Origin of the sequence: Bradyrhizobium elkanii USDA 76 (assembly GCF_023278185.1) — a bacterium.
Lineage (GTDB): Bacteria > Pseudomonadota > Alphaproteobacteria > Rhizobiales > Xanthobacteraceae > Bradyrhizobium > Bradyrhizobium elkanii.
Window position 1 is genome coordinate 5802572 of the sequence record NZ_CP066356.1, and the last position, 20112, is coordinate 5822683.

General features: G+C 63.5%; 21 protein-coding genes. 16 read left to right on the forward strand and 5 right to left on the reverse strand.

The window, feature by feature from the left end:
* Positions 1-44: 44 nt before the first annotated feature.
* Entirely contained in the window at positions 45-1067 is a 1023-nt protein-coding gene (locus tag JEY66_RS28265; RefSeq protein WP_016842186.1) for a sugar ABC transporter substrate-binding protein, read from the reverse strand.
* Between the two features lie 59 nt (positions 1068-1126).
* Positions 1127-2113 carry an ABC transporter permease gene (locus JEY66_RS28270; RefSeq protein ID WP_016842185.1) on the reverse strand — a complete coding sequence of 329 codons (987 nt, stop codon included), beginning with the start codon at positions 2111-2113 and terminating at the stop codon, positions 1127-1129.
* Between the two features lie 528 nt (positions 2114-2641).
* On the opposite strand from JEY66_RS28270, the gene JEY66_RS28275 reads away from it, so the two are divergent.
* Positions 2642-3217, forward strand: a complete 576-nt coding sequence (locus tag JEY66_RS28275) for an alpha-ketoglutarate-dependent dioxygenase AlkB (RefSeq protein ID WP_018270961.1) — start codon at positions 2642-2644, stop codon at positions 3215-3217.
* Positions 3218-3432: 215 nt separating this feature from the next.
* On the opposite strand, the gene JEY66_RS28280 is transcribed toward JEY66_RS28275, so the two are convergent.
* Together JEY66_RS28280 and JEY66_RS28285 are read right to left on the reverse strand one after the other, a co-directional pair.
* Positions 3433-3705 (reverse strand): DUF2312 domain-containing protein, encoded by a 273-nt coding sequence (locus JEY66_RS28280; protein WP_016842183.1) that lies wholly within the window; start codon positions 3703-3705, stop codon positions 3433-3435.
* A 108-nt stretch (positions 3706-3813) separates the two neighbouring features.
* Positions 3814-4425: an exopolysaccharide biosynthesis protein gene (locus JEY66_RS28285; RefSeq protein WP_018270960.1), complete on the reverse strand. Its 612-nt coding sequence runs from the start codon at positions 4423-4425 to the stop codon at positions 3814-3816.
* A 66-nt stretch (positions 4426-4491) separates the two neighbouring features.
* On the opposite strand from JEY66_RS28285, the gene JEY66_RS28290 reads away from it, so the two are divergent.
* Together JEY66_RS28290 and JEY66_RS28295 are read left to right on the forward strand one after the other, a co-directional pair.
* Positions 4492-5019, forward strand: coding sequence for a hypothetical protein (locus JEY66_RS28290; RefSeq protein WP_018270959.1), 528 nt, complete (start codon positions 4492-4494; stop codon positions 5017-5019).
* A gap of 8 nt (positions 5020-5027) precedes the next feature.
* Positions 5028-5390, forward strand: coding sequence for a hypothetical protein (locus tag JEY66_RS28295; protein WP_063710722.1), 363 nt, complete (start codon positions 5028-5030; stop codon positions 5388-5390).
* A 153-nt stretch (positions 5391-5543) separates the two neighbouring features.
* Here JEY66_RS28295 and JEY66_RS28300 read toward each other — a convergent pair whose 3' ends face one another.
* The gene (locus tag JEY66_RS28300) at positions 5544-6464 is read right to left on the reverse strand and encodes a LysR substrate-binding domain-containing protein (protein WP_018270957.1); all 921 of its coding nucleotides are present in this window, start codon (positions 6462-6464) and stop codon (positions 5544-5546) included.
* Positions 6465-6564: 100 nt separating this feature from the next.
* Between JEY66_RS28300 and JEY66_RS28305 the strand changes: the two genes are divergently transcribed.
* The 13 genes from JEY66_RS28305 (at position 6565) to JEY66_RS28365 (ending at position 20112) form a co-directional block, all read left to right on the forward strand.
* Positions 6565-7338, forward strand: coding sequence for an ABC transporter ATP-binding protein (locus JEY66_RS28305; RefSeq protein ID WP_018270956.1), 774 nt, complete (start codon positions 6565-6567; stop codon positions 7336-7338).
* A complete protein-coding gene (locus JEY66_RS28310; RefSeq protein WP_016846058.1) occupies positions 7335-8057 on the forward strand; it encodes an ABC transporter ATP-binding protein in 723 nt (240 codons plus the stop codon). The genes JEY66_RS28305 and JEY66_RS28310 overlap by 4 nt, the downstream gene beginning before the upstream one ends.
* Position 8058: 1 nt before the next feature.
* On the forward strand, positions 8059-8973 hold the full coding sequence (locus tag JEY66_RS28315; protein ID WP_018270955.1) for a branched-chain amino acid ABC transporter permease: 915 nt from the start codon (positions 8059-8061) through the stop codon (positions 8971-8973).
* A gap of 3 nt (positions 8974-8976) precedes the next feature.
* A complete protein-coding gene (locus JEY66_RS28320; RefSeq protein WP_018270954.1) occupies positions 8977-10050 on the forward strand; it encodes a branched-chain amino acid ABC transporter permease in 1074 nt (357 codons plus the stop codon).
* Positions 10051-10081: 31 nt separating this feature from the next.
* On the forward strand, positions 10082-11269 hold the full coding sequence (locus JEY66_RS28325; RefSeq protein WP_026192587.1) for an ABC transporter substrate-binding protein: 1188 nt from the start codon (positions 10082-10084) through the stop codon (positions 11267-11269).
* 90 nt (positions 11270-11359) lie between these two features.
* Positions 11360-12088 carry a 5-oxoprolinase subunit PxpA gene (pxpA, locus tag JEY66_RS28330; RefSeq protein WP_018270952.1) on the forward strand — a complete coding sequence of 243 codons (729 nt, stop codon included), beginning with the start codon at positions 11360-11362 and terminating at the stop codon, positions 12086-12088.
* A 38-nt stretch (positions 12089-12126) separates the two neighbouring features.
* Positions 12127-12369: an acetyl-CoA carboxylase gene (locus JEY66_RS28335; protein ID WP_018270951.1), complete on the forward strand. Its 243-nt coding sequence runs from the start codon at positions 12127-12129 to the stop codon at positions 12367-12369.
* Between the two features lie 16 nt (positions 12370-12385).
* Entirely contained in the window at positions 12386-13786 is a 1401-nt protein-coding gene (locus JEY66_RS28340; RefSeq protein ID WP_018270950.1) for an acetyl-CoA carboxylase biotin carboxylase subunit, read from the forward strand.
* Between the two features lie 42 nt (positions 13787-13828).
* Positions 13829-14704 (forward strand): 5-oxoprolinase subunit B family protein, encoded by an 876-nt coding sequence (locus tag JEY66_RS28345; RefSeq protein ID WP_018270949.1) that lies wholly within the window; start codon positions 13829-13831, stop codon positions 14702-14704.
* Positions 14694-15671, forward strand: a complete 978-nt coding sequence (locus tag JEY66_RS28350; RefSeq protein WP_016846050.1) for a 5-oxoprolinase subunit C family protein — start codon at positions 14694-14696, stop codon at positions 15669-15671. The genes JEY66_RS28345 and JEY66_RS28350 overlap by 11 nt, the downstream gene beginning before the upstream one ends.
* A 217-nt stretch (positions 15672-15888) precedes the next feature.
* Positions 15889-16854 (forward strand): LysR family transcriptional regulator, encoded by a 966-nt coding sequence (locus JEY66_RS28355; RefSeq protein WP_018270947.1) that lies wholly within the window; start codon positions 15889-15891, stop codon positions 16852-16854.
* A gap of 138 nt (positions 16855-16992) precedes the next feature.
* Complete coding sequence (locus tag JEY66_RS28360; RefSeq protein WP_018270946.1) at positions 16993-17919, forward strand: AraC-like ligand-binding domain-containing protein; 927 nt, start codon at positions 16993-16995, stop codon at positions 17917-17919.
* A 165-nt stretch (positions 17920-18084) separates the two neighbouring features.
* A complete protein-coding gene (locus tag JEY66_RS28365) occupies positions 18085-20112 on the forward strand; it encodes a hydantoinase/oxoprolinase family protein (protein ID WP_018270945.1) in 2028 nt (675 codons plus the stop codon).

Sequence of the window (20112 nt, forward strand, 5' to 3'; positions counted from 1 at the left end):
TTCCGGCCTGCCCGCGCCGCAGTGGGCGCGGGCGCCGGAACGACTTACTTCGCGCCCTTCGGGATGCTGAAGCAGTACATGCGATCATCCTTCGACTTCACCCAGGCAGGGGTCGTGTAATAGGCGATGTTCTTCGCGCCCGGCTTGTCGCCGCCCTGCAACAGCGCAATCACCGCGTCGGCGATGGTCTGGCCCTGCACGTCGGCGCGATACGACAGGTTCGCGGAGAACGCGCCTTGCTCGAGCAGATCGCAATCGGCGGGCTGGCCGTCGCTGGCGACGAACACCTTCACCTTGTCACCCATGTTGGCCGCCTTGATCGCCTGCGCCGCGCCCGCCGTTTGCGGACCCCAGACGCTGAGGATCCCGCACAGCTTGGGGTGCTGCTGCAACACGGTGGTCGTGATGTCGCCGGCCTTGTTGGCATCCCAGCTTGTCGGCTGCGACGACACGACCTTGATCGACGGGTCGGTCTTGAACACCTCCATCGCGCCATTCTTCATGTCGAGCGAATAGGCGGCGGTCGCCTCACCTTCAAGGATCGCAACCTCGCCGGAGCCCTTGCCGCCGCCACACTGATTGATGACCTCGCGCGCAATCTTGGTGCCGAGATCCTTGGCATCGACACCGACATAGGCATCGGTCAGGGTATTCGATGCCATGTTGACCTGCACGACATAGATGCCCGCGTCCATCGCACGCTTGAGCTCCTTGGCGAGCAGCGTGACGTTCGGATTTTGCACCACGATCACGTCGGGCTTTTCGTTGATATAGTCGCTGACGGTCTGAAGCTGGATGTCCGACTTCATGTTGGCGTCGCGGGTGACGAGCTTGATGCCGTAATCGTCGAAACGATCCTTCATCACGCGCGTCCATTCGGATTCCAGAACGCCCATCCAGACCGGCGACCAGGCCACCGTCTTGCCCTTGAGCGACTTGTCGAATTTCTCGCGCAGCTGGTCGCGCGGCCCGGCCGCCTGCGATGGCGCGGCCACCAGCGCGGCGGTCGCCACCATCGCGGCGAGCCCGATGCCGGCAAACGCCCTTCTGTGCACAGCTTTCGTCATGTCAATTCCTCCCCTGTTATGTCGGCCGACTGTTGCGGCCCGTTGGTTGATGCAGAGCTTTAATCGCCCTGCTTCGACGTCTCCTCGTCGCGCGGATGCAGCCGGGAATCGAGCAGGATCGCGATCAGCAGCACGACTCCCTTGACGATGTTCTGGGTCTGCACGTCCATGTCCATGATGGTCATGCCGTTCAGCAGCACGCCGATCAGCAGCGTTCCGGCGATGACGCTCATCACGTTGCCACGGCCGCCGACGAGGCTGACGCCGCCGAGCACCACGACCATGATGACGTCGAAAATGATCGTCGATTCCGCGACCTGGAGATGCATCAGCGCCGTCTGCGCGACCATCACGACACCGCCGACATACCCGATCGCGGCGCACAGCGCGTACTCGATCATGGTCAGCGGGCGGGTCGGCAGACCGGTCTGACGCGCGGCGTCGGGATTGTCGCCATGGGCATAGACGAAGCGCCCGATTACGGTGCGCGACAGGAAAAGATGCACGACGACCGCGGTGGCCGCGAAGATCAGGATCGAGATCGGAACGCCGCCCCAGATGTTTCCGCCGAGCCGCAGGAATTCGTCATGCCCCTTGGAAAGATAGACGACATAGTGCTGCACCGCTGTGGTGCGTACGATTCCCAGCACCGCAAGGCTCGACGCCAGCGTCGTCAGCAACGGCGGCATCTCGATCACCGAGATCAGAAACCCGTTCAGGATGCCGATGGCGATCGCCATCACGAAGCCGATCAGCAGCGCGACCGGCGTCGCGTAGCCCGAATTCATCAGGATGATCGCGATCGCGGTGGAAGCGGCAAAGGAGGCGACTTGCGACAGATCCAGTCCACGCCCAATCACGACCACCGCCATGCCGAGCGCGAGAATGCCGAGTATCGAAATGTTGCGCGCCAGCGCGAACAGATTGCCCAGCGTCAGGAAGCCCTTCAGGAAGATCGAAAAAATGACGATCAGGACCGCGCACATCACCAGCACGGCCGTCGTTTGCGTCAATTTCGCCCCGCGCGCGCCCGAATTGCCGGTCACCGGGTTCTCCCAGGATTGATTTTATTGTGGGCGGAAATTGAACAGAATGTATCCAGAAGTCAATGTCCGTATCCAGGATTCGGACAGCAACTGGCTTGACCCAAGGATATATTCGCGCCTGAATCCCTCATAACATTTTGTATTCCGTTGATATATGCATCGGCGAGTGACCGCAATTGAAGCGCGTTTTCCAAGTTCGATCGGCCTTTCTGAAGCCGAAATTGCGATATTGGATACATTTGGCCTGAGGAGCCCGTCCCTAAGGTCGACTGGTCCTCACAGCGCGATCCAGCCGCGGCGACCGGACGGAGCCGACGACGTTGCGGCAATCGCTTCCCGGCCAAGGCCTGAAGATCGCGGCGATAGAGGATGCCGGGACCGAGCGTTGACGCCGTCTTCCGCCCATCGAAGCCGCGCCAGGTGGAAGCCCGGGCGACCTGACCGCCGGTTCAAATTCTGTCTCGGCGCGCCCATATTCGTGACAGCTTCGCAAACACTGACGGCACCCGATTGTCCGAACAATTGTCGATGTTCGATGCGCCTGCCGCGGGACCGGCGGGTCTGCACTACGCGCCGGATTTCATCTCCAAAGCGGCCGAGGGCGAACTCATCCGCCACATCCGGGCACTTCCGCTTGCCCCGTTCCAGTTCGGACAGTTCGAAGGCAAGCGCCGCGTGGCTTCGTTCGGTTACCGGTACGACTATGCATCGCGCCGACTGGAATGTGCCGAACCGATCCCGTCCTGGTTAAACGGCATCGTCGCCGCGATCCAGACTTTCGGCGGCGCGTCGACCGAGATCGGGCAGATCCTGTGCACCGAGTATGATCGCGGCGTCGGCATCGGCTGGCACCGCGACAAGCCGCATTTCGACCGGATCTTTGGACTGTCCCTGGGATCCGCATGCAAGTTCCGCTTTCGTCGTCGGACGGAAAACGGATGGGAGCGGTTCACGCTCGATGCGGCGCCCCGATCGCTCTACCTGATGGCCGGCGATGCACGGCAGATATGGGAGCACAGCATTCCGCCGGTCGAGGCCCCCAGATACTCGATCACCTTTCGAACCATGGTCGAAACGGTGCGGGGCGCTAAAGCGTCGCGATAACCTTGGATTGCCGGTTCCAGCGCTCCGCTGCGCATCGCCGCATCAACCCTGATCGAGCGCTACTCCGATCCGATCGGAAGACGCAATTACAGGCGGAAGGTGCGACCAGCGCCGCGCGAATGGTTGATGGGACGGAGGCGGACGAGCTTGGGAAGTTCGTCCGCCGAGAGATCGCGCGCCCCCGGATCTCGATCGCGGGGAACGCACCGGGCTTCTCACGCCGCTTTCGCAGCAGCCTTGTCCGCCGGTGCCGTTTCCATCGCGCGCATGTAGAGATCGAGCAGGGATTCGCGCTCGTCGCGCTCATCCTGATCCTGCTTTCGCAGTTTGACGATCTCCTTGAGGATCTTCACGTCGAAACCCTCACCCTTGGCTTCCGAAAACACTTCCTTCTTCTGCTCGTTCAGTTCCTGCAGTTCAGCGTCCAGATTCTCGATCCGCTCGATGAAGGAACGAATTTTTCCGCCGGGAATGGTGATGTCAGACATGGTGCCTCTTTGTTGAATGAGGCGGTGAAAATGAAAGCAAAGTGATAACCAATGTCTTAAACTTCAACGGTCCTGCAGCGCATCTATCCGGCGGCTTGCCGCGGTATTTCAGACCGCGATCCAGCTGATTACGGCCGCGGCCGACGTCCAGAGCGTCCATCCAAGGCCAAGCAAGGACATCACCGCGGCCGCCATTGCCACGGCCAACAGCAGACCATCTTCCTGCAGGTAAGCGATCGCGATCAGAACGACCACAATCCCGGGAATGACGTTGACCAGAGGCAGGGGCCAGCCCGCCAACAGACCCAGCAGGAACACGACCAACCCCACAAGGCGGTCAGTCACGTCATGGCGCGCGTTCCAGCGCGGCCGGCTGATGTTCTCGATCGCGCGCAGCAGCGGACCCGCCCTGACGGTGAACCGCTTGAATCGCTTGAAGTCGAACGGCCGCTTCGACAGGAAGCGGGGAAAAGATGGAGCACTGTGCCCCAACATCATCTCGACCGCCGGAAACAGGAGGGCCAGCGTCGCAACCGTGGCCACGCCAGGGACAATCACGAGCAGCCCCAGCAACAGCAGGAGCAGCCCGAACGAGCGCCTGTCCAGATGGCTGAGGAGCCATTCGAGGTCGACGGGGCCGTCAGGTGCTCGCGCGACGAGTTCTTCGAGGAGCTGGGAAGTACGGGTAGGCGCTGAGCGGGGAACGGGCAAATGAAGCATTACCCGGTAACATGGTCGAACTCCGTATCGATTGCAACGAATGCCAGAGGCGCCTAGGAAGCATTGATGGACAACGATTCCGATCAGGCGTGGCATGGCCATGCGCCGAAAAGCCCCCTGCCCGCCGGTCGCCGCCGCTGGCCGTGGCTGCTTCTGATCGTCGTCCTCGCCCTTGTCGGCGCCGGCGGCGTCTACGCTTGGCCCGAAGTCGCGGCGTTGGTTCCCGCCATAAGCCACGAATCGTCCGGCGGAGCGATGACGACGAGCGACAAGGAGGCGTTGCCAACTCTCCTCGCGGCCCAGCAGAAGCTCGAGGAAGACCTCGCCGCACTCGATCGGTCGGTAGCCGACGGGCAGGCGCAGTTGAAGGCCATTACCGACCAGTTGGCGGTCCTGACCTCGAAGGTCGAAGAGTTACAGCACCTGCCCCCGCCGGTAGCGCCGCCGCCACCTGTTGCGGCCGAGGTGCCGCGCGCCCCGATCGCGCCGCCCGCCCCGCAGCCGAGAAAGCCGCCGCCCCGGGCCGCCAGGCCGTCGGGTCCCGTTTCGGTTGGCGGCGCACCGCTCAATGCCGCGCCCAACATGGCCCGTTGAGATCAGAAATGCCCCAAACCGTATTCCGATATTTGGCTTGGGGTTTGATCCTGGGCCTCTTCATCGTCACCGATACAACGCTGGCATTTCGTCCCCACACCTTGATATCGCCAAACGCCGATCGCTTTGCCGCGCTGTTCGTTGTCGGTGCCGTCTTTTCGTTCGCCTATCCGAAGCACGTCCTGCCAATCCTGCTGGCGCTTCTCACCGTCATTGTCGGCTTCGAACTCATTCAAAAGCTGCTCGCCGGCAGGCATGGCTACATGAAAGACATATTCGTCAAAGGCGCCGGCTGTTGCGCAGGCGTTGTCGCCGCCACTGCCCTGAGACGCGCGCTTTCGGCGATGTCCAAGCCTACAGGTACCTCCTGACGTCCTGCGCTGCCTTTGCCTTGTTCGACGTTGGGGCAAAGACACGTGTCGGCAACCATCGATCCAATCCATCATGGACCGGTTTAACCAGGCACCGGCCAAGGAAAGACGCTGAGGCAGACGCTCAAGCCTGTCCTTGGCAGGGCAAGTTCGCTATTCAAATTGGACCGGCTCGGATCCGGGATAGGAATGAGCAACGAACTCGCAGAACGCGCGAGCCGCCGGAGAAAGCTTCGTCTTGTCCTTCCAGGCAAGCCCGACATCCATGGTGTGGACATCGTCATCGAGCGTCTTGAGATCGATGCGATGTCCTTCGAGCGACCAAGGACGGTAGACCATGTCGGACAGGATTGTAATTCCCATGCCGGTTGCGACCATGCTGCGAACCGCCTCGACCGACAGGGTCCGGAAGATGACGTTCGGCACGTACGCGGTATGCTGCCAGTAACGCATCGCGGAGCGTTCGGCTTCATCGACGGTCAACATCAGATAGGGCTCGCTCGCCAGGTCCGCCAGCTTGATGCTGTCCTTGCGAAGCAGCGGATGATTGACGCAAGTCCACAAGCGACGCGGCGAGCGCAACAAGAGCCGCGAGCGAATGGAGTGCCGGTCATGCAAGTTCGCAACCAGCATGATGGCCGCATCGACGCTACCACTGATCAAGCTCTGCTCGATCGCGTCACGCGAAAACTCGTGGAGACGCACCGTGATGCCCGGGAATGATCGCCAGAAGCGCGACAACAAGGGCGGCAGGAAATATCCGGCGATGGTGTAGCTGACGGCGACATCGACGGTGCCGTCGACCTGCATTCCCCAGCGATGCGGCCCGCGTATGGCATCCGACACGCTGGCCTCGATGGCGCGGGCACGCTGCAAGAACTCCCGTCCGTCAAAGGTCAGCGTCACGCCGTTCGAGTGACGGTCGAACAGCTTGTGGCCGAGCTCGGCCTCGAGCGCCTTGATGGACGCGGTGACCGCAGACTGCGTCACGCTGAGCGCCGCCGCAGCGGCCGAAACGCGCCCGGTCTCGGCGGTTGCAATGAAATGCCGAACCTGACGGAACGTCAGAGACATAAAAATTTCCGATATCAGCGAACGATATTTCGAATTTTACAATCCCCCGGCGGACCGGAAAAATCAATCCATCGGTTCGCGAGTGAGAGGCATTGAGGTCATGTCCGATGGTTTCGAGTTGGTCGCTCGCGATATCAGCGTCCAATTCGAAGGCCTGAAGGCACTGTCCAACGTGACCTTGGCCGTACCGCGGGGACGTATCGTCGGACTGATCGGTCCGAATGGAGCCGGCAAGACCACTCTTATTAATGTGCTCACGGGTTTCCAGCCGGTTGGCGCCGGAACCGTGGAACTGGAGGACGAGACGCTGAGTGGCATTGCAGCGCACAAGCTGCGCCGCAAAGGCGTAGCGCGAACCTTCCAGTCGGGCCGGCTTTTCCGCGACCTGCCGGTGATGGACAACCTTGAGGTCACCGGCGTCGGCCTGGGCCAATCCCGTCCGGAGGCGATCGGTGAAGCCGAGCGCGTCATGGCCTGGCTCGGCATTTCGCATCTGTCCAACACGATCGCCGGCGCCCTGCCCTATACCGACGAGCGCCGCGTCGCGATCGGCCGCGCCATCATGTGCACACCGCGCTATCTGCTGCTCGACGAACCGGCGGCTGGAATGTCGGAGCATGAAAGCCACGAGCTTGCCGCCATCATCCGGCGGATCGCCGGCGAGCTCAATGTCGGGGTGCTGCTGATCGAGCACAATATCGGCCTCGTGCTCGAGCTCTGCGAGCGCATCTACGTGCTCGATTCCGGCGAGGTCATCGAAGTCGGCCCGCCCGCTCAGATCCGTGACAGCGATGCGGTGCGGCACGCCTATATGGGTACGCAGCGCGACGAGCCGCTTCCGCCGGTCGCCGCCGAAGAGGCCGTCGCGTCATGACGCTGCTTGCCGTCGACGACATCACGGTCAGCTACGGGCGCCTGACGGCTCTCCGCGGCCTGACGCTGAAGATCGATAAAGGCGAAATCCTGTTCGTGACCGGCCCGAACGGCGCCGGCAAGTCGACCTTGCTCAACGCCATCGCAGGCGTCGTGCCACCGGGCTCCGGGTCCATCATGATCGATGGCGCCAAGATCACGGGTGCCGCGCCCGAAGACATCGCGCGGCGTGGATTCTCCCTGGTTCCGGAGGGACGCAATGTCTTTGGCGCGCTGACGATCGAGGAGAATCTGAAGGTCGGAACCGGCATGCGCGCCGACCGCAAGAAGATCGCCGACGATCTGGATCAGGTCTACGAGGAATTCCCGATGCTGGCCGAGCGCCGCCACACCCCGGCGGGCATGCTCTCCGGCGGCCAGCAGCAGATGCTCGTCATCGGCCGCGCCTTGATGGCCGCGCCCCGCATCATGGCGATCGACGAGCCGTCGCTAGGCCTTGCGCCAAAGATCATCGACCAGGTCTACGAGATCCTGGTGCGGCTGCGGACGCAGCGCAAGCTCACCCTCCTGATCGTCGAGCAGAGCTCGACACGCGCCATGATGACGGGCGGACGGATGGTCCTGATCCGCGGCGGTCGCATCGTGCTCGAGGGCCCTGCGGCCGACATGGTCAGGGATGATCGTCTGAAGCAGTCCTATTTCGGCTTCGGAGATCATTGAGATGCGCGAGCTGCTGCAGATCATCTTCGATGCCCTCAGCCTCGGCAGCCTCTACGCCCTTGGTGCGCTCGGCATCGCTCTGATCTTCGGCGTGATGCGGCTCGTCAACTTCGCCCACGGCGATTTCATCGCGTTTTGCGTCTTTGCCATGCTGTGGCCGTCGATCGATGCGGCGGCGATCGTCTTTGCCGGGCAGCTGCCGTTCTATCTGTTGATCCCGCTGCTGCTCTTGATCGGAGCCGCGCTGTCGATCCTGTCGGAGATCGTCGTGTTCCGCCGCTTCCGCAATGCCAATCCGGCGACGATGATGATCGCTTCCTTCGCGCTCGGCTTCGTGATCCGGCATCTCCTGCTGATGCTGTTTTCCAGCCGGCCGAAGTCGATCACGCTGTGGTCGAGCCTCGGCCTGCCGGTCGAACTGCTGGGCGCTCACATCCCGATGCTCCAGGTCGTGACCATCATCATCACGCTGGCCGTGCTGGTGGTCCTCGTCCTGTTCCTCAAGCGCACGCGCTACGGGCTCGAGATGCGCGCGGCCGCCGACAATTTCACCATGGCGCGCATGCTCGGGGTCCGCGCCAACGGCGTGATCCTGCTGGCCTTCGCCATCAGCGGCATGCTTGCGGCGGCGATCGGCCTGATCCTGGCGACCAATTCCGGCACCGCCGACATCGGCATGGGCGCCAACGTGATGCTGATCGCGTTCATCGCGACCGTGATCGGCGGCCTCGGCAGCATTCCCGGCGCCGTTGCCGCCGGCTTCCTGATCGGTGCGGCCAGCGTCGTGTTCCAGGCGACCCTGCCACACGACGCCAGGGTATTCCGCGACGCCTTCGTCTACAGCGCCGTCATCGTCGTCCTTCTGGTGCGGCCGCAGGGCCTGTTCGCACCGAAATCCGCCAAGCAGAGGGTCTGATCGATGTCGCAGCGGCCGTCCGTCATCCGGCAAACGATCATCACGCCGATCGTGCTGATCGTGGCGCTGCTCATCATGGCCGCCCTCTCCTATCAATTCGGCAGCCGGGCCTTCAACCGCACCGTGGTCGAGATGTTCATCAACATCATGGTGGTGGTCGGGCTCTACGTCTTCGTCGGCAATTCGGGCCTGCTGTCGTTCGGCCATATCAGCTTCATGTGCCTCGGCGCCTACATGACCGCCTGGCTCACGATTCCGCCGGTGATGAAGTCGATCACGCTCAAGGGGTTGCCGGCGTGGCTGCTCCACGCGCAACTGCCGATGTGGGTGGCGACGCCGATATCCGGCCTGTTTGCGGCACTGTTCGCGCTGATCGTCGGCCGCGTCATCATGCGCCTGTCGGGCATCGCCGCCTCGATTGCGACCTTCGGCCTGCTCGGCGTCATCAACAATGTCTATTCGAACTGGGATTCGGTGACGGGCGGACAGGGTTCGATCGTCGGCATTCCGCCCACCATGAATGTCTGGACCGGATGGATCGGCGGCGCCGTGGCCATCGCGATCGCCTATCTCTACTCGATCTCGCGCTCCGGACTGGCACTTCGCGCCACGCGAGACGAAGCGGTCGCGGCCAGCGCCTCCGGCATCGATATCGTCCGCGAACGGCTGATCGCCTTCGTCGTCAGCGCCTTCATCATCGGGCTCGCCGGCGCGCTGTACGCGCACTTCCTGAGCATCGTCAATCCCGGCGCATTCTATCTGCGGACGACGTTCATCACGCTGTCGATGCTGGTGGTCGGCGGCATGTACAGCCTCAGCGGAGCCGTCTCCGGCGTGGTCGCGATATCCGTGCTGATCGAGCTGTTCCGCAATCTCGAGAAGGGCATCAGCCTCGGCGGTCACACCGTCGGCCTGCCGAACGGTGTTCAGGAGATCGCGATCGGCATCATCACCATCGCGATCCTGATGTATTTGCCGACGGGACTGACCCGCAACCAGGAATTCTGCTGGCGTCGATGGCCGTTGCAGCGCCGCCTGGCGCCACCGGTCCAGACCGCTCTGAAGGAACTGCACTGACGCTCGTTTGTACAATTGGAGGAGTGGGGTTATGCGCTTTACGACATTACTCAGCATCTTGGCCGGAGCATCCGCGCTCTGGTTCACACCGGCCCGGGCAGCCAACGAGATCGTTGTTGGATTTGCGACCGCGGCATCCGGATTCATGCAGGCCTATGACAAGCCGGCGCAGGACGCGGCGCTGATCCGCATCGAGGAGATCAACAAGGCCGGCGGCCTGCTCGGCAAGAAGATCAAGCCCGTCTTTGCCGACACCAAGACCGATCAGGCCGAGGGTGCCAAGGCCGGCCTTGCGGTGCTCGACCAGGGTGCCGACCTCGTCATCGTCTCCTGCGACTACGATTTCGGCGCGCCCGCGGCGCTGCAGGCGCAGGCTGCAGGCAAGGTTTCCTTCTTCCTCTGCGCCGAATCGATCAAGGCCGGCATCCCCGGCGTCGGCCCGTTCTCGTTCTCGGCCTCGGTGCTGGCACCGGTGCAGGGAGCGACCATGTCGGAATGGGCTTACACCAAGAAGAACGCACGCAGCTTCTACCGGCTGCTCGACAGCTGGACCGTCTACAACAAGGGCATCTGCGACGGCTTCGACTGGATGCTGCCGCGCCTGAAGGAGGCCAAGCTGGTCGGCAGCGACACCTTCAAGAACGACGATGCCTCGATCGCCTCGCAGATCACGCGCATCAAGAGCCTGCCGAAGGAGCCTGACGCCATCATGCTCTGCACGATGATGCCGGGCGCTGTCTCCGCCATCAAGCAGATCCGTGCCGCCGGCATCAAGTCGATGATCCTCAACGGGTCGGGTGTCGACGGCAGCTACTGGATGAACGCAGTTCCTGACCTCTCGAACTTCTACGTCCCGGTGCAGGGCTCGGTCTATGGCGACGATCCGAACCCAAAGGTCAACGAGTTCAACAAGAAGTACAAGGAGATCACCGGCGGTGACCCCTCCAGCCAGTACGTCTATCCGGGCTACGTCCTGATCGACGTCTGGGCCAAGGCGGTCGAACGCGCCAAATCGACCGATGCGGCAGCCGTCGTGGCCGAGCTCGAAAAGATGAACAGCGAGCCCACGCTGTTCGGGCCGCGCACCTTCACCAAGGACATCCACCACCAGAACCAGGGTCGTTACCTGATCGTCGACACTGAGGCCGGCAAGCCGCAGGTGATCGATCAGTGGACGATCTCGGAAAAGATCCCGCTCGACTATCTGGTGTCCAAGTAACCCGGCAATGCGCCGCCCTGGGTGCGCCAGTCATACGCCGGGGCGGCCTTCGCCGGTCATATGCAAAGCCAGTTGGAAGGAAATCAGGAGATGGTCGTGATCAACTGCGACATGGGCGAGGCCTACGGCCTCTACAAGATGGGCGACGACAAGGCATTGATGCCTCATATCGACGTCGCGAACGTCGCCTGCGGCTTTCATGCCTCCGACTTCAATCACATGCGCAAGACCGTGCAGCTCGCCAAGCAATTTGGCGTCAAGGTCGGGGCGCACCCGTCGCTGCCCGATCTGCAGGGATTTGGTCGCCGGGAGATGAAGATCGACCGCGAGGAGCTGGCCAATTGCCTGCTCTACCAGATCGGCGCGCTCAAGGCCTTCCTGGATGCCGAAGGCATGGCACTCAATCACATCAAGCCGCACGGCGCACTTTACGGCATGGCATCGCGTAGCGAGGAGATCGCCGAAGCCGTGGCTGATGCCGCTGACGTCTACAAGGTGCCGCTGCTCGGCATGAAGGGAACGCTGCACCAGAAGGTCTACGAGCGGCGCGGTCATGCCTTCGTCGCCGAATACTATGCCGACCTCGACTACAATGCCGACGGCAGCCTGATCATCACCCGCGAGCACGAGGCGAAGGATCCGGCCGACGCCGCCACAAGGTGCGCAAGGGCGGTCAATGAAGGCAAGACGCGCACGGTGGCGGGAAACGACATCGTGGTCGGCTCCGATTCGATCTGCATCCACTCCGACACGCCGAACGCCGTCGCCATCGCCGAGGCCGTCCGCGAGGCGGTACGCCCCTATCTCACCGCGCGCTGAACCGTCGCGGCAACGAACCAATACACCACGAGGAAACAATGGCAACGCAGCAGATCTTCTCGCCGCTCCCAGGCATCTTTTATCGCAAGCCCGCGCCCGACAAGCCGGTCTACAAGAACGACGGCGACGCCGTCGCCGAGAGCGACACGATCGGGCTTATCGAGGTGATGAAATCGTTCAACGAAGTGAAAGCCGGCATCGCCGGCAAGATCGTCCGCTTCCTGGCCGAGAATGAAGATGCCGTGATGGCCGGCCAGCCGATCGCCGAAATCGACGTTTAGGGCTCTCTGACCAGCCATGGCGATCAAGAAGCTCCTCATAGCCAATCGCGGCGAGATCGCGGTGCGCATCATTCGCGCGGCGCGCGATCTCGGCATTGCAACCGTGCAGGTCTACAGCAAGGCCGATCAGGACTCGCTTGCGGTCAGGCTCGCCGACGAAGCGGTCGATATCGGCCCGCCGCAGGCGTCGAAATCCTATCTCAACCAGGCGGCCATCCTCGCCGCGGCGCGGAGCACTGGCGCCGACGCCATCCATCCCGGCTACGGCTTCCTGGCCGAGAACGCCGAGTTCGCCGCCGCTGTCGAAGCGGCGGGATTGATCTTTGTCGGCCCGACCGCGCGATCGATCCGGCTGATGGGCGACAAGGTTGCGGCACGCGAGGCCGCCGCCGCGACCGGCGTGCCGACCGTCCCCGGCAGCCAGGGGCGGCTGGAGTCGGCGGAAGCGGCCTTCGCGCTGGTCGAGAAAACCGGCTTCCCCGTGATGATCAAGGCCGCCGCCGGAGGTGGCGGACGCGGCATCCGCATCGCGCGGTCGCCTGAGGAGTTTCAACACCTGATGCCGCAGGCACAAGCCGAGGCGCTCGCGGCCTTTGGCGACGGCGGACTTTACGTCGAAAAGCTGATCGAAGGCGCGCGGCATATCGAGGTGCAGGTGCTCGGCGACGGACGCGACGTGATCCATTGCTTCGAACGCGAATGCTCGTTGCAGCGCCGCCGCCAGAAGGTGTGGGAAGAAGCCCCCTCGCCCTCCCTCACCCAGGCCGTGCGGGAGAGACTCTGCAGCTCGGCCGTGGCACTCGCCAGAGCGGTCAACTATCGCGGCGCCGGAACGCTCGAATATCTCTACGACGACGCCACCGGCGAATTCTACTTCCTGGAGATGAACACCCGCATCCAGGTCGAGCACCCGGTCACGGAAATGATCACGGGCATCGACCTCGTCCGCGAGATGATCCAGATCGCCGGCGGCGAACGCTTGCGCATCAGCCAGAACGAGATGCGCGTCAGCGGCCATTCGATCGAGGTCCGGATCAACGCCGAGGATCCCGCCAGAAACTTCCTGCCGAACCCGGGCACGGTGAGCGCGCTCAGCCTGCCCGTCGGCGACGGCGTTCGCTTCGACAGCATGCTCTATCAGGGCTACACGGTGCCTCCCTTCTACGACAGCCTGCTCGGCAAGCTGATCGTGCACGACAAGGATCGGCCGAGCGCCATGAAGAAGCTCGAGCGCGCGCTTGCCGAGCTCACCGTCGGAGGCATCTTTACGACCAAGCCTCTGCACCAGGCGCTGGCGCGCGACGCCGACGTGAAGGCCGGACGCTTCCATACGGCATGGCTCGAACCATGGCTTGAGTCCCATGCCGCCGCTCTTGCCACCGCTCAGCCGCCATCAGCTGCGAAGGTCGCCTCATGATGGCAAGAGAATCCGCCCCGTCAGCAACAGGAGGCCGCTAGCATGCAAACTCGATTTTCCTTCGGCGGCGATGAGCACATTTTCGCCGAGGTCGGCGAGGCAATGTCGCTCGAGGCCTTTTTCAAGAGCCTGTTCATCACCAATGCGGTGCGCGACGCCAGAGTCAAGGGCGTCACCGAGATCTGCCCGGCGAACGCGTCCTATCAGGTCAAGTTCGATCCGGATCGGATCAAGCCGGACGATCTCCTCGCCGAGCTGAAGCGGCTGGATTCCGCGTCCGAGAAATCGGAACCGGTGATCAAGACGCGGATCATCGAGATTCCCGTGCTCTACAACGATCCCTGGACCCATGAGACCTTGATGCGCTTCCGCGAGCGTCACCAGAATCCTGATGGCACCGACCTCGAATACGCCGCGCGGATCAACGGCCTCGACAGCGTCGATGCCTTCATCAAGGCGCATTCCAGCGCGCCCTGGTTCGTCTCGATGGTCGGCTTCGTCGCCGGCCTGCCCTTCCTCTACCAGATGGTCGAGCGCAAGCGGCAGCTTCAGGCCCCGAAATATCTGCGCCCGCGCACGGACACGCCGAAGCTCACCGTCGGGCATGGCGGCTGTTTCAGCTGCATCTATTCGGTGCGCGGCGCCGGCGGCTATCAGATGTTCGGCATCACGCCGATGCCGATCTATGATCCGAACCAGACCATCAGCTATTTGCGCGACTTCATGTGCCTGTTCAAACCGGGCGACATCGTGAAATGGAAACCGATCGACCGGGCAGCCTATGACGCTGCGGTCGCCGACGTCGACGCCGGCCGATTTGCGCCCGTGATCCGCGACGTCTCGTTCTCGCTGACCGAGTTCAACCGCGACATTGATGGCTACAACAGCAAGCTCGATGGAGTTCTCCATGGCCGTTAGGGTTTTGAAGCCGGGTCTTGCGACCACCGTCCAGGACCTCGGACGTCCCGGCTATTATCACATCGGCATCCCGCTCTCCGGCGGCATGGACCGTCACGCGCTGGTCGCCGCAAATCTGCTCGTCGGCAATGATGCAGGCGCAGCCGTGCTCGAAGCGGTGTTCATGGGGCCCGAGCTCGAATTCACCGAGGACGCCACGGTCGCCGTCACCGGCGCGGAGCTGCCGCCGAAGCTCGACGGCGAGCCGCGCGAGACCTGGACCAGCTTCAAGGTGAAGCGCGGCCAGATTCTCTCCTTCGACTTCCTCAAGCGAGGCGCACGCGGCTACATCGCGGTCGCCGGTGGCATCGATGTGCCGGTGGTGCTCGGCTCGCGATCGACCTACGCACTCGGCGCGCTCGGCGGCTTCAAGGGCCGCAAGCTCGAGGCCGGCGACGAATTGCCGGTCGGCCACGCCAGCGTGACGGTCAAGGACGGCCGCACCGTCGCCAGCGATTTGCGCGGGCACCCGGCGGGAATGCCGACGGAGCTGCGCGCCATGCCCGGCCTCTATTGGCACCGGATCACCGAGGCCGCCGGCAACGGGTTCTTCTCCGACACCTGGAAGGTCGCGCCGGAAGCGGACCGGATCGGCTACCGCTTCAAGGGTGGCAAGCCGCTCGAGTTCGTTCCGCGCGAACCGCCGTTCGGCGCCGGCTCCGATCCGTCCAACATCACCGATGCCTGCTATCCCTACGGCTCGATCCAGGTTCCCGGCGGCACCGAGCCGATCGTGCTGCATCGCGACGCCGTATCCGGCGGCGGCTACTTCATGGTCGGCACCGTGATCGCCGCGGACATGGATCTGATCGGCCAGCTGCAGCCCAACACGCCGGTGAAGTTCGTCAAGGTCGACATGAATCAGGCGCTTGCGGCACGCAAGAGCCGGACCGAGCTGCTGGGCAAGCTTCGCAGCGCCATGGCGTAATCGCCAGGAGCTCGCCGCATCTGCTAACGGACCTCGGCCGTCGGCGCCGACGCAATCGCGCATGGTCAAGCCTAAACCTGTGGCTGTCGGTTGCGCGCTCGCACATCTGAGGTCGGTACCACGGCGTGCTGTCCTCCGGGCGGCACGAGAGTTGCAGCGGAAACCTCCGGGCTGAGAAACACTGCTCATGAGTTATGCAAACATCGGAACAACCGCGATGTCCGTTTCTCTGAAACAGATCCGCTACTTCGTCGCCGCCGCCGAGACCGGGCGGATCAGCCAGGCGGCCATCGATCTCAACGTCTCGCAATCCGCGGTCACCGCGGCGATCCAGCAGCTCGAGGCCACCGTCTGCGCCCGCTTGCTGGAGCGCGCGCCGAACGGCGTAACCGTCACCATGGAGGGCAGCCGCTTCCTCTCCCAGGGCCGTCAAATCCTCGCCGCCGTCGCCGAGGCGGTGCGCGACACGCAGATGTCCGCCGGCCCTCTGTTCGGGACGGTCCGCGTCGGCGTCACCTACACCGTGTCGGGCTACTTCCTGCCGCGTCATCAGATGCGCTTCAAGGCGAGTTTCCCCGGAATCACGATCGAGCTGTTCGAGGCGCCGCGCGACGTGCTCGAGCGCGCACTCGTCGATGGTGCGCTCGACCTCGCGGTGATGCTGGTCTCGAACCTGCGCGACAACGCCATGCTCACCAGCGAGACCTTGCTGCGATCGCCGCGCCGGCTGTGGCTTGCGCCCGAGCATCCCCTGACCCGTGCCGAGCGGGTCCACCTCGCTGACATCGCGACCTATCCCTACGTCATGCTCACGGTCGACGAGGCCAAGCACACGTCGATGCGCTATTGGAACAACGCCTCACTCGAACCGAAGACGGTGTTCCGCACCTCCTCGGTCGAAGCCGTCCGCTCCATGGTCGCCGGCGGCATGGGAATCGCCATTCTGTCCGACCTGATCTACCGGCCGTGGTCGCTGGAGGGGCAGCGGATCGAGACCCGCGTCATCGAGGACGAGGTGCCCAGCATGGACATCGGTCTTGCCTGGCGTCGCGACACCAAGCCATCGGAGGCTGCCATGGCTTTCCGCGATTTCATGCGCTTTGCGGTTGCCGGCGTCGGGCCGGCCAGGCCCCCCGTCCACGTCGATCACCGGCACCAGGCCGAAGAGGCCATCGAAATCTAGAATATCAGTTTCCGTTTTATTCGACTTGACGCCGTCCGGCTGTCCTCGCCAAACTTTATCCGGGGACACGACGACCGGAGGCACAGCCGGCGGCGGGAGTGAGACATGCAAGTCACGTACACGACCAACGACATCCCGTTGCAGACCCGCCGCCAGTACTGGCAGGAGGTCGTTTCGAAGACCTATTACTCGCTCGACCTGCGCTTCCCGAGCACGCGCGACTTCAATGCGCGCCTCGGCGCCTGGTCGATGGGCCCTGTCTCGGTGTCCCGCAACATTGCCAACGGCCTGCTGTACAAGCGGCACGAGCGGCATCTCCTGAGCGAGCGGGAAGAGTCATTCCTGATCACGGTGCCCGAGCTCGCCGAAATCCGTTTCGAGCAGGACGGCAAGGTGGTGCATTGCCGGCCGGGCGCATTTCTGATCGAACGTAGCCACCTACCCTACGAGTTCAGCCATCAGGATCCGACGGCGCTGTGGTGTCTGAAGATCCCAAGCGCGGTGCTGCGCGCTCGCATTTCCCGGCCCGAGCGCCTCGCCACGCTGCAGTTCGACGCCAGCCGCAGCGTCGGCGCGCTGTTCGTCGACACGCTGCGCCTGTCCGGTGAACGGATCGAGGAAATGGACGAGACGGCGCGCACGATGATGGGCAAGCACCTGATCGAGCTGCTTGCGATGGCCATTGAATCCGACGACCGTGTGTTGACCGGTCATTCGTCCTCCGTGCGCAACGGCCATTTGCTGCGTTGCGAGCAGTTAATCCGCGCCCGCCTCGACGATATGCGGCTCACGCCGCAGATGATCGCCGACGGCTGCGGCATCTCGCTGCGCTATTTGCACCAGATCTTCGAGGGCGAAGGTCTGACCGTCTGCGCCTACATCCGCAACCAGCGCCTTTCAATGTGCGACGCCCTGCTGCGCGATGCGAACTGCCGCAAGAGCATTTCGGAAATCGCCTATCAATGGGGCTTTGCCGACCAGGCGCAGTTCAGCCGCAACTATCGCAGCCGGTTCGGATGCACCCCGAGCGAGGCGCGCGCCATTTCGCGCACAGCCAACTCCTGAAGACTGGCCTGCTGATCGATTCTTAGGCACACAGCCGCCGGTCTGGGCATGTATGGGCACCGGCACGGTTCGCTCTCTCGCACAAATCTTCCTGCGCTCAGCGTCAAGAACGGAAGCCGCCGCTCTGCCTAAGATCGGCGAAACGCTCGTTCGAAAGGAAGAGGCATGGCGCAGAACCTTCGTGTGGCCGTCGACGTCGGTGGCACCTTCACCGACATCTGCATCATGGACGAGACGACCGGACTCGTGCGCATCGAGAAGACCTCCTCCACGCGCGATCCGATCGAAGGGATCATGGGCGGCGTATCCAAGGCCGGCATCGACCTGTCGAAAGTGGCGTTGTTCTCGCACGGCACCACGATTGCCACCAACGCGCTGATCACCCGCCGCCTGCCGCGCACCGCGGTGGTCACGACCAAGGGGTTCCGCGACGTCATCGAGATCCGGCGTGCCAACAAGGAAGACCTCTGGGACACCTACAAGGACGTGGTCCGGCCCTATGTGCCACGGCGCGACCGCCTCACCGTGCCCGAGCGCGTCGATGCTGCCGGCACGGTGATCGAACCGCTCGACGTCGAAGCCGCGCGCAGCGTCGCACGCATCCTCAAGCGTCGCGGCGTCGCCGCAGTGGCGGTGTGCTTCATGAACGCCTATCTCAACGGCGCCAATGAGCGCGCGATGCGCGATATTCTGCTGGTCGAGATGCCCGACATTCCGGTCTCGATCTCCTCGCAGGTGCTTCCCGAAATCTTCGAGCACGAGCGATTCTCGACGACGGTCGCCAATGCCGTGGTGAGCCCGGTCGTCGTCAACTACACGAGCCGGCTCGGCGAACGCCTCTCGGACGAGGGCTACACCCGCGATCTTCTGCTGCTGCACACCGGCGGCGGCGTGATGACTCCGGCGAGCGTGAAGGATTTTGCGGCGCGCCTTGCCGGCTCCGGCATCGCCGCCGGCGCCATCGCCAGCCGCCATATCGCCGGTCTTTGCGGTTTCCCCAATTCGATCGGCCTCGACATGGGCGGCACGTCGACCGACGTTTCGCTGGCCTATGAGGGCCAGTCGCGGATCACCAAGGACTGGCACATCGAGTTCGGCTATCCGATCCGCTTCGCATCGATCGAGGTGCTCACCATCGGTGCCGGCGGCGGCTCGCTGGCCTGGACCGATCCGGCCGGCTCGCTGCGCAACGGCCCGCAATCGGCCGGCGCCTATCCGGGACCGGCCTGCTATGGCAACGGCAATGCGCAACCGACCAACACCGATGCCAATGTGACGCTCGGCCGGCTTGGCACCGATCTCGCCGGCGGCAAGGTCAAGCTCGATCCCGAGCTGGCACGGCAAGCGGTCGAGGGCAGCGTCGCCAAGCCGTTCGGCCTCGGCCTGCATGAAGCCGCAGATGCAATCGTCAAGGTCGCCAATGCCAACATGTCGGATGCGGTGCGGCTGATCTCGATCAGTCGCGGCTACGATCCGCGCGATTTTGCGCTGGTGGCATTCGGCGGCGCCGGTGCCCTGCATGGGGTCGACGTCGCTCGCGAGCTGGCGATTCCCGTCGTGATCGTACCGCCCAATCCCGGCGTGACCTCGGCGCTCGGTTGCCTGCTCGTCGACATGCAGCACGATTTTTCGCAAAGCTGCATGGTCGACGCCACCGATGCCGACGCCACCGGGATCGAGGCGCAGTTCGCCGAGCTCGAGAAAGCCGCGCTCGCGCGGTTGACCCATGAGGGCGTCGCGCAGCGGGACATCGTGCTGCAGCGCTCGATCGACATGATGTATCGCGGCCAGTGGCGTTCGCTTGCCGTCAATGCGCCGCGGCCGATCGGCGCGATCGCCGATCTGGTGCAGAGCTTTCATGCCGAGCATCAGCGCGAATACAATTTCCGCCGCGACAGCGCACCGGTCAGCTTCTTCCGTCTCAATCTGAAGGCAGTGGGGGTGGTGCCCAAGGCCGAGTTTGCCGTTCACGCGCCGACCGGCGCTAGCCCCGAGCCGGTCAGCCGCCGCAGGGTCTGGTTCGAGGGCAGCGGGCTCGATACACCCGTCTATCGGCGCGACGACCTGCCCTGCGGCTTCTCCTTTCAAGGCCCCGCGATCATCGAGCAGGTCGATGCCACCACTGTCGTACCGCCCGGCGCCAGCGCCGAGGTCGACAAATATCTCAACATCATCATCCGCGTGAAGGAGTGA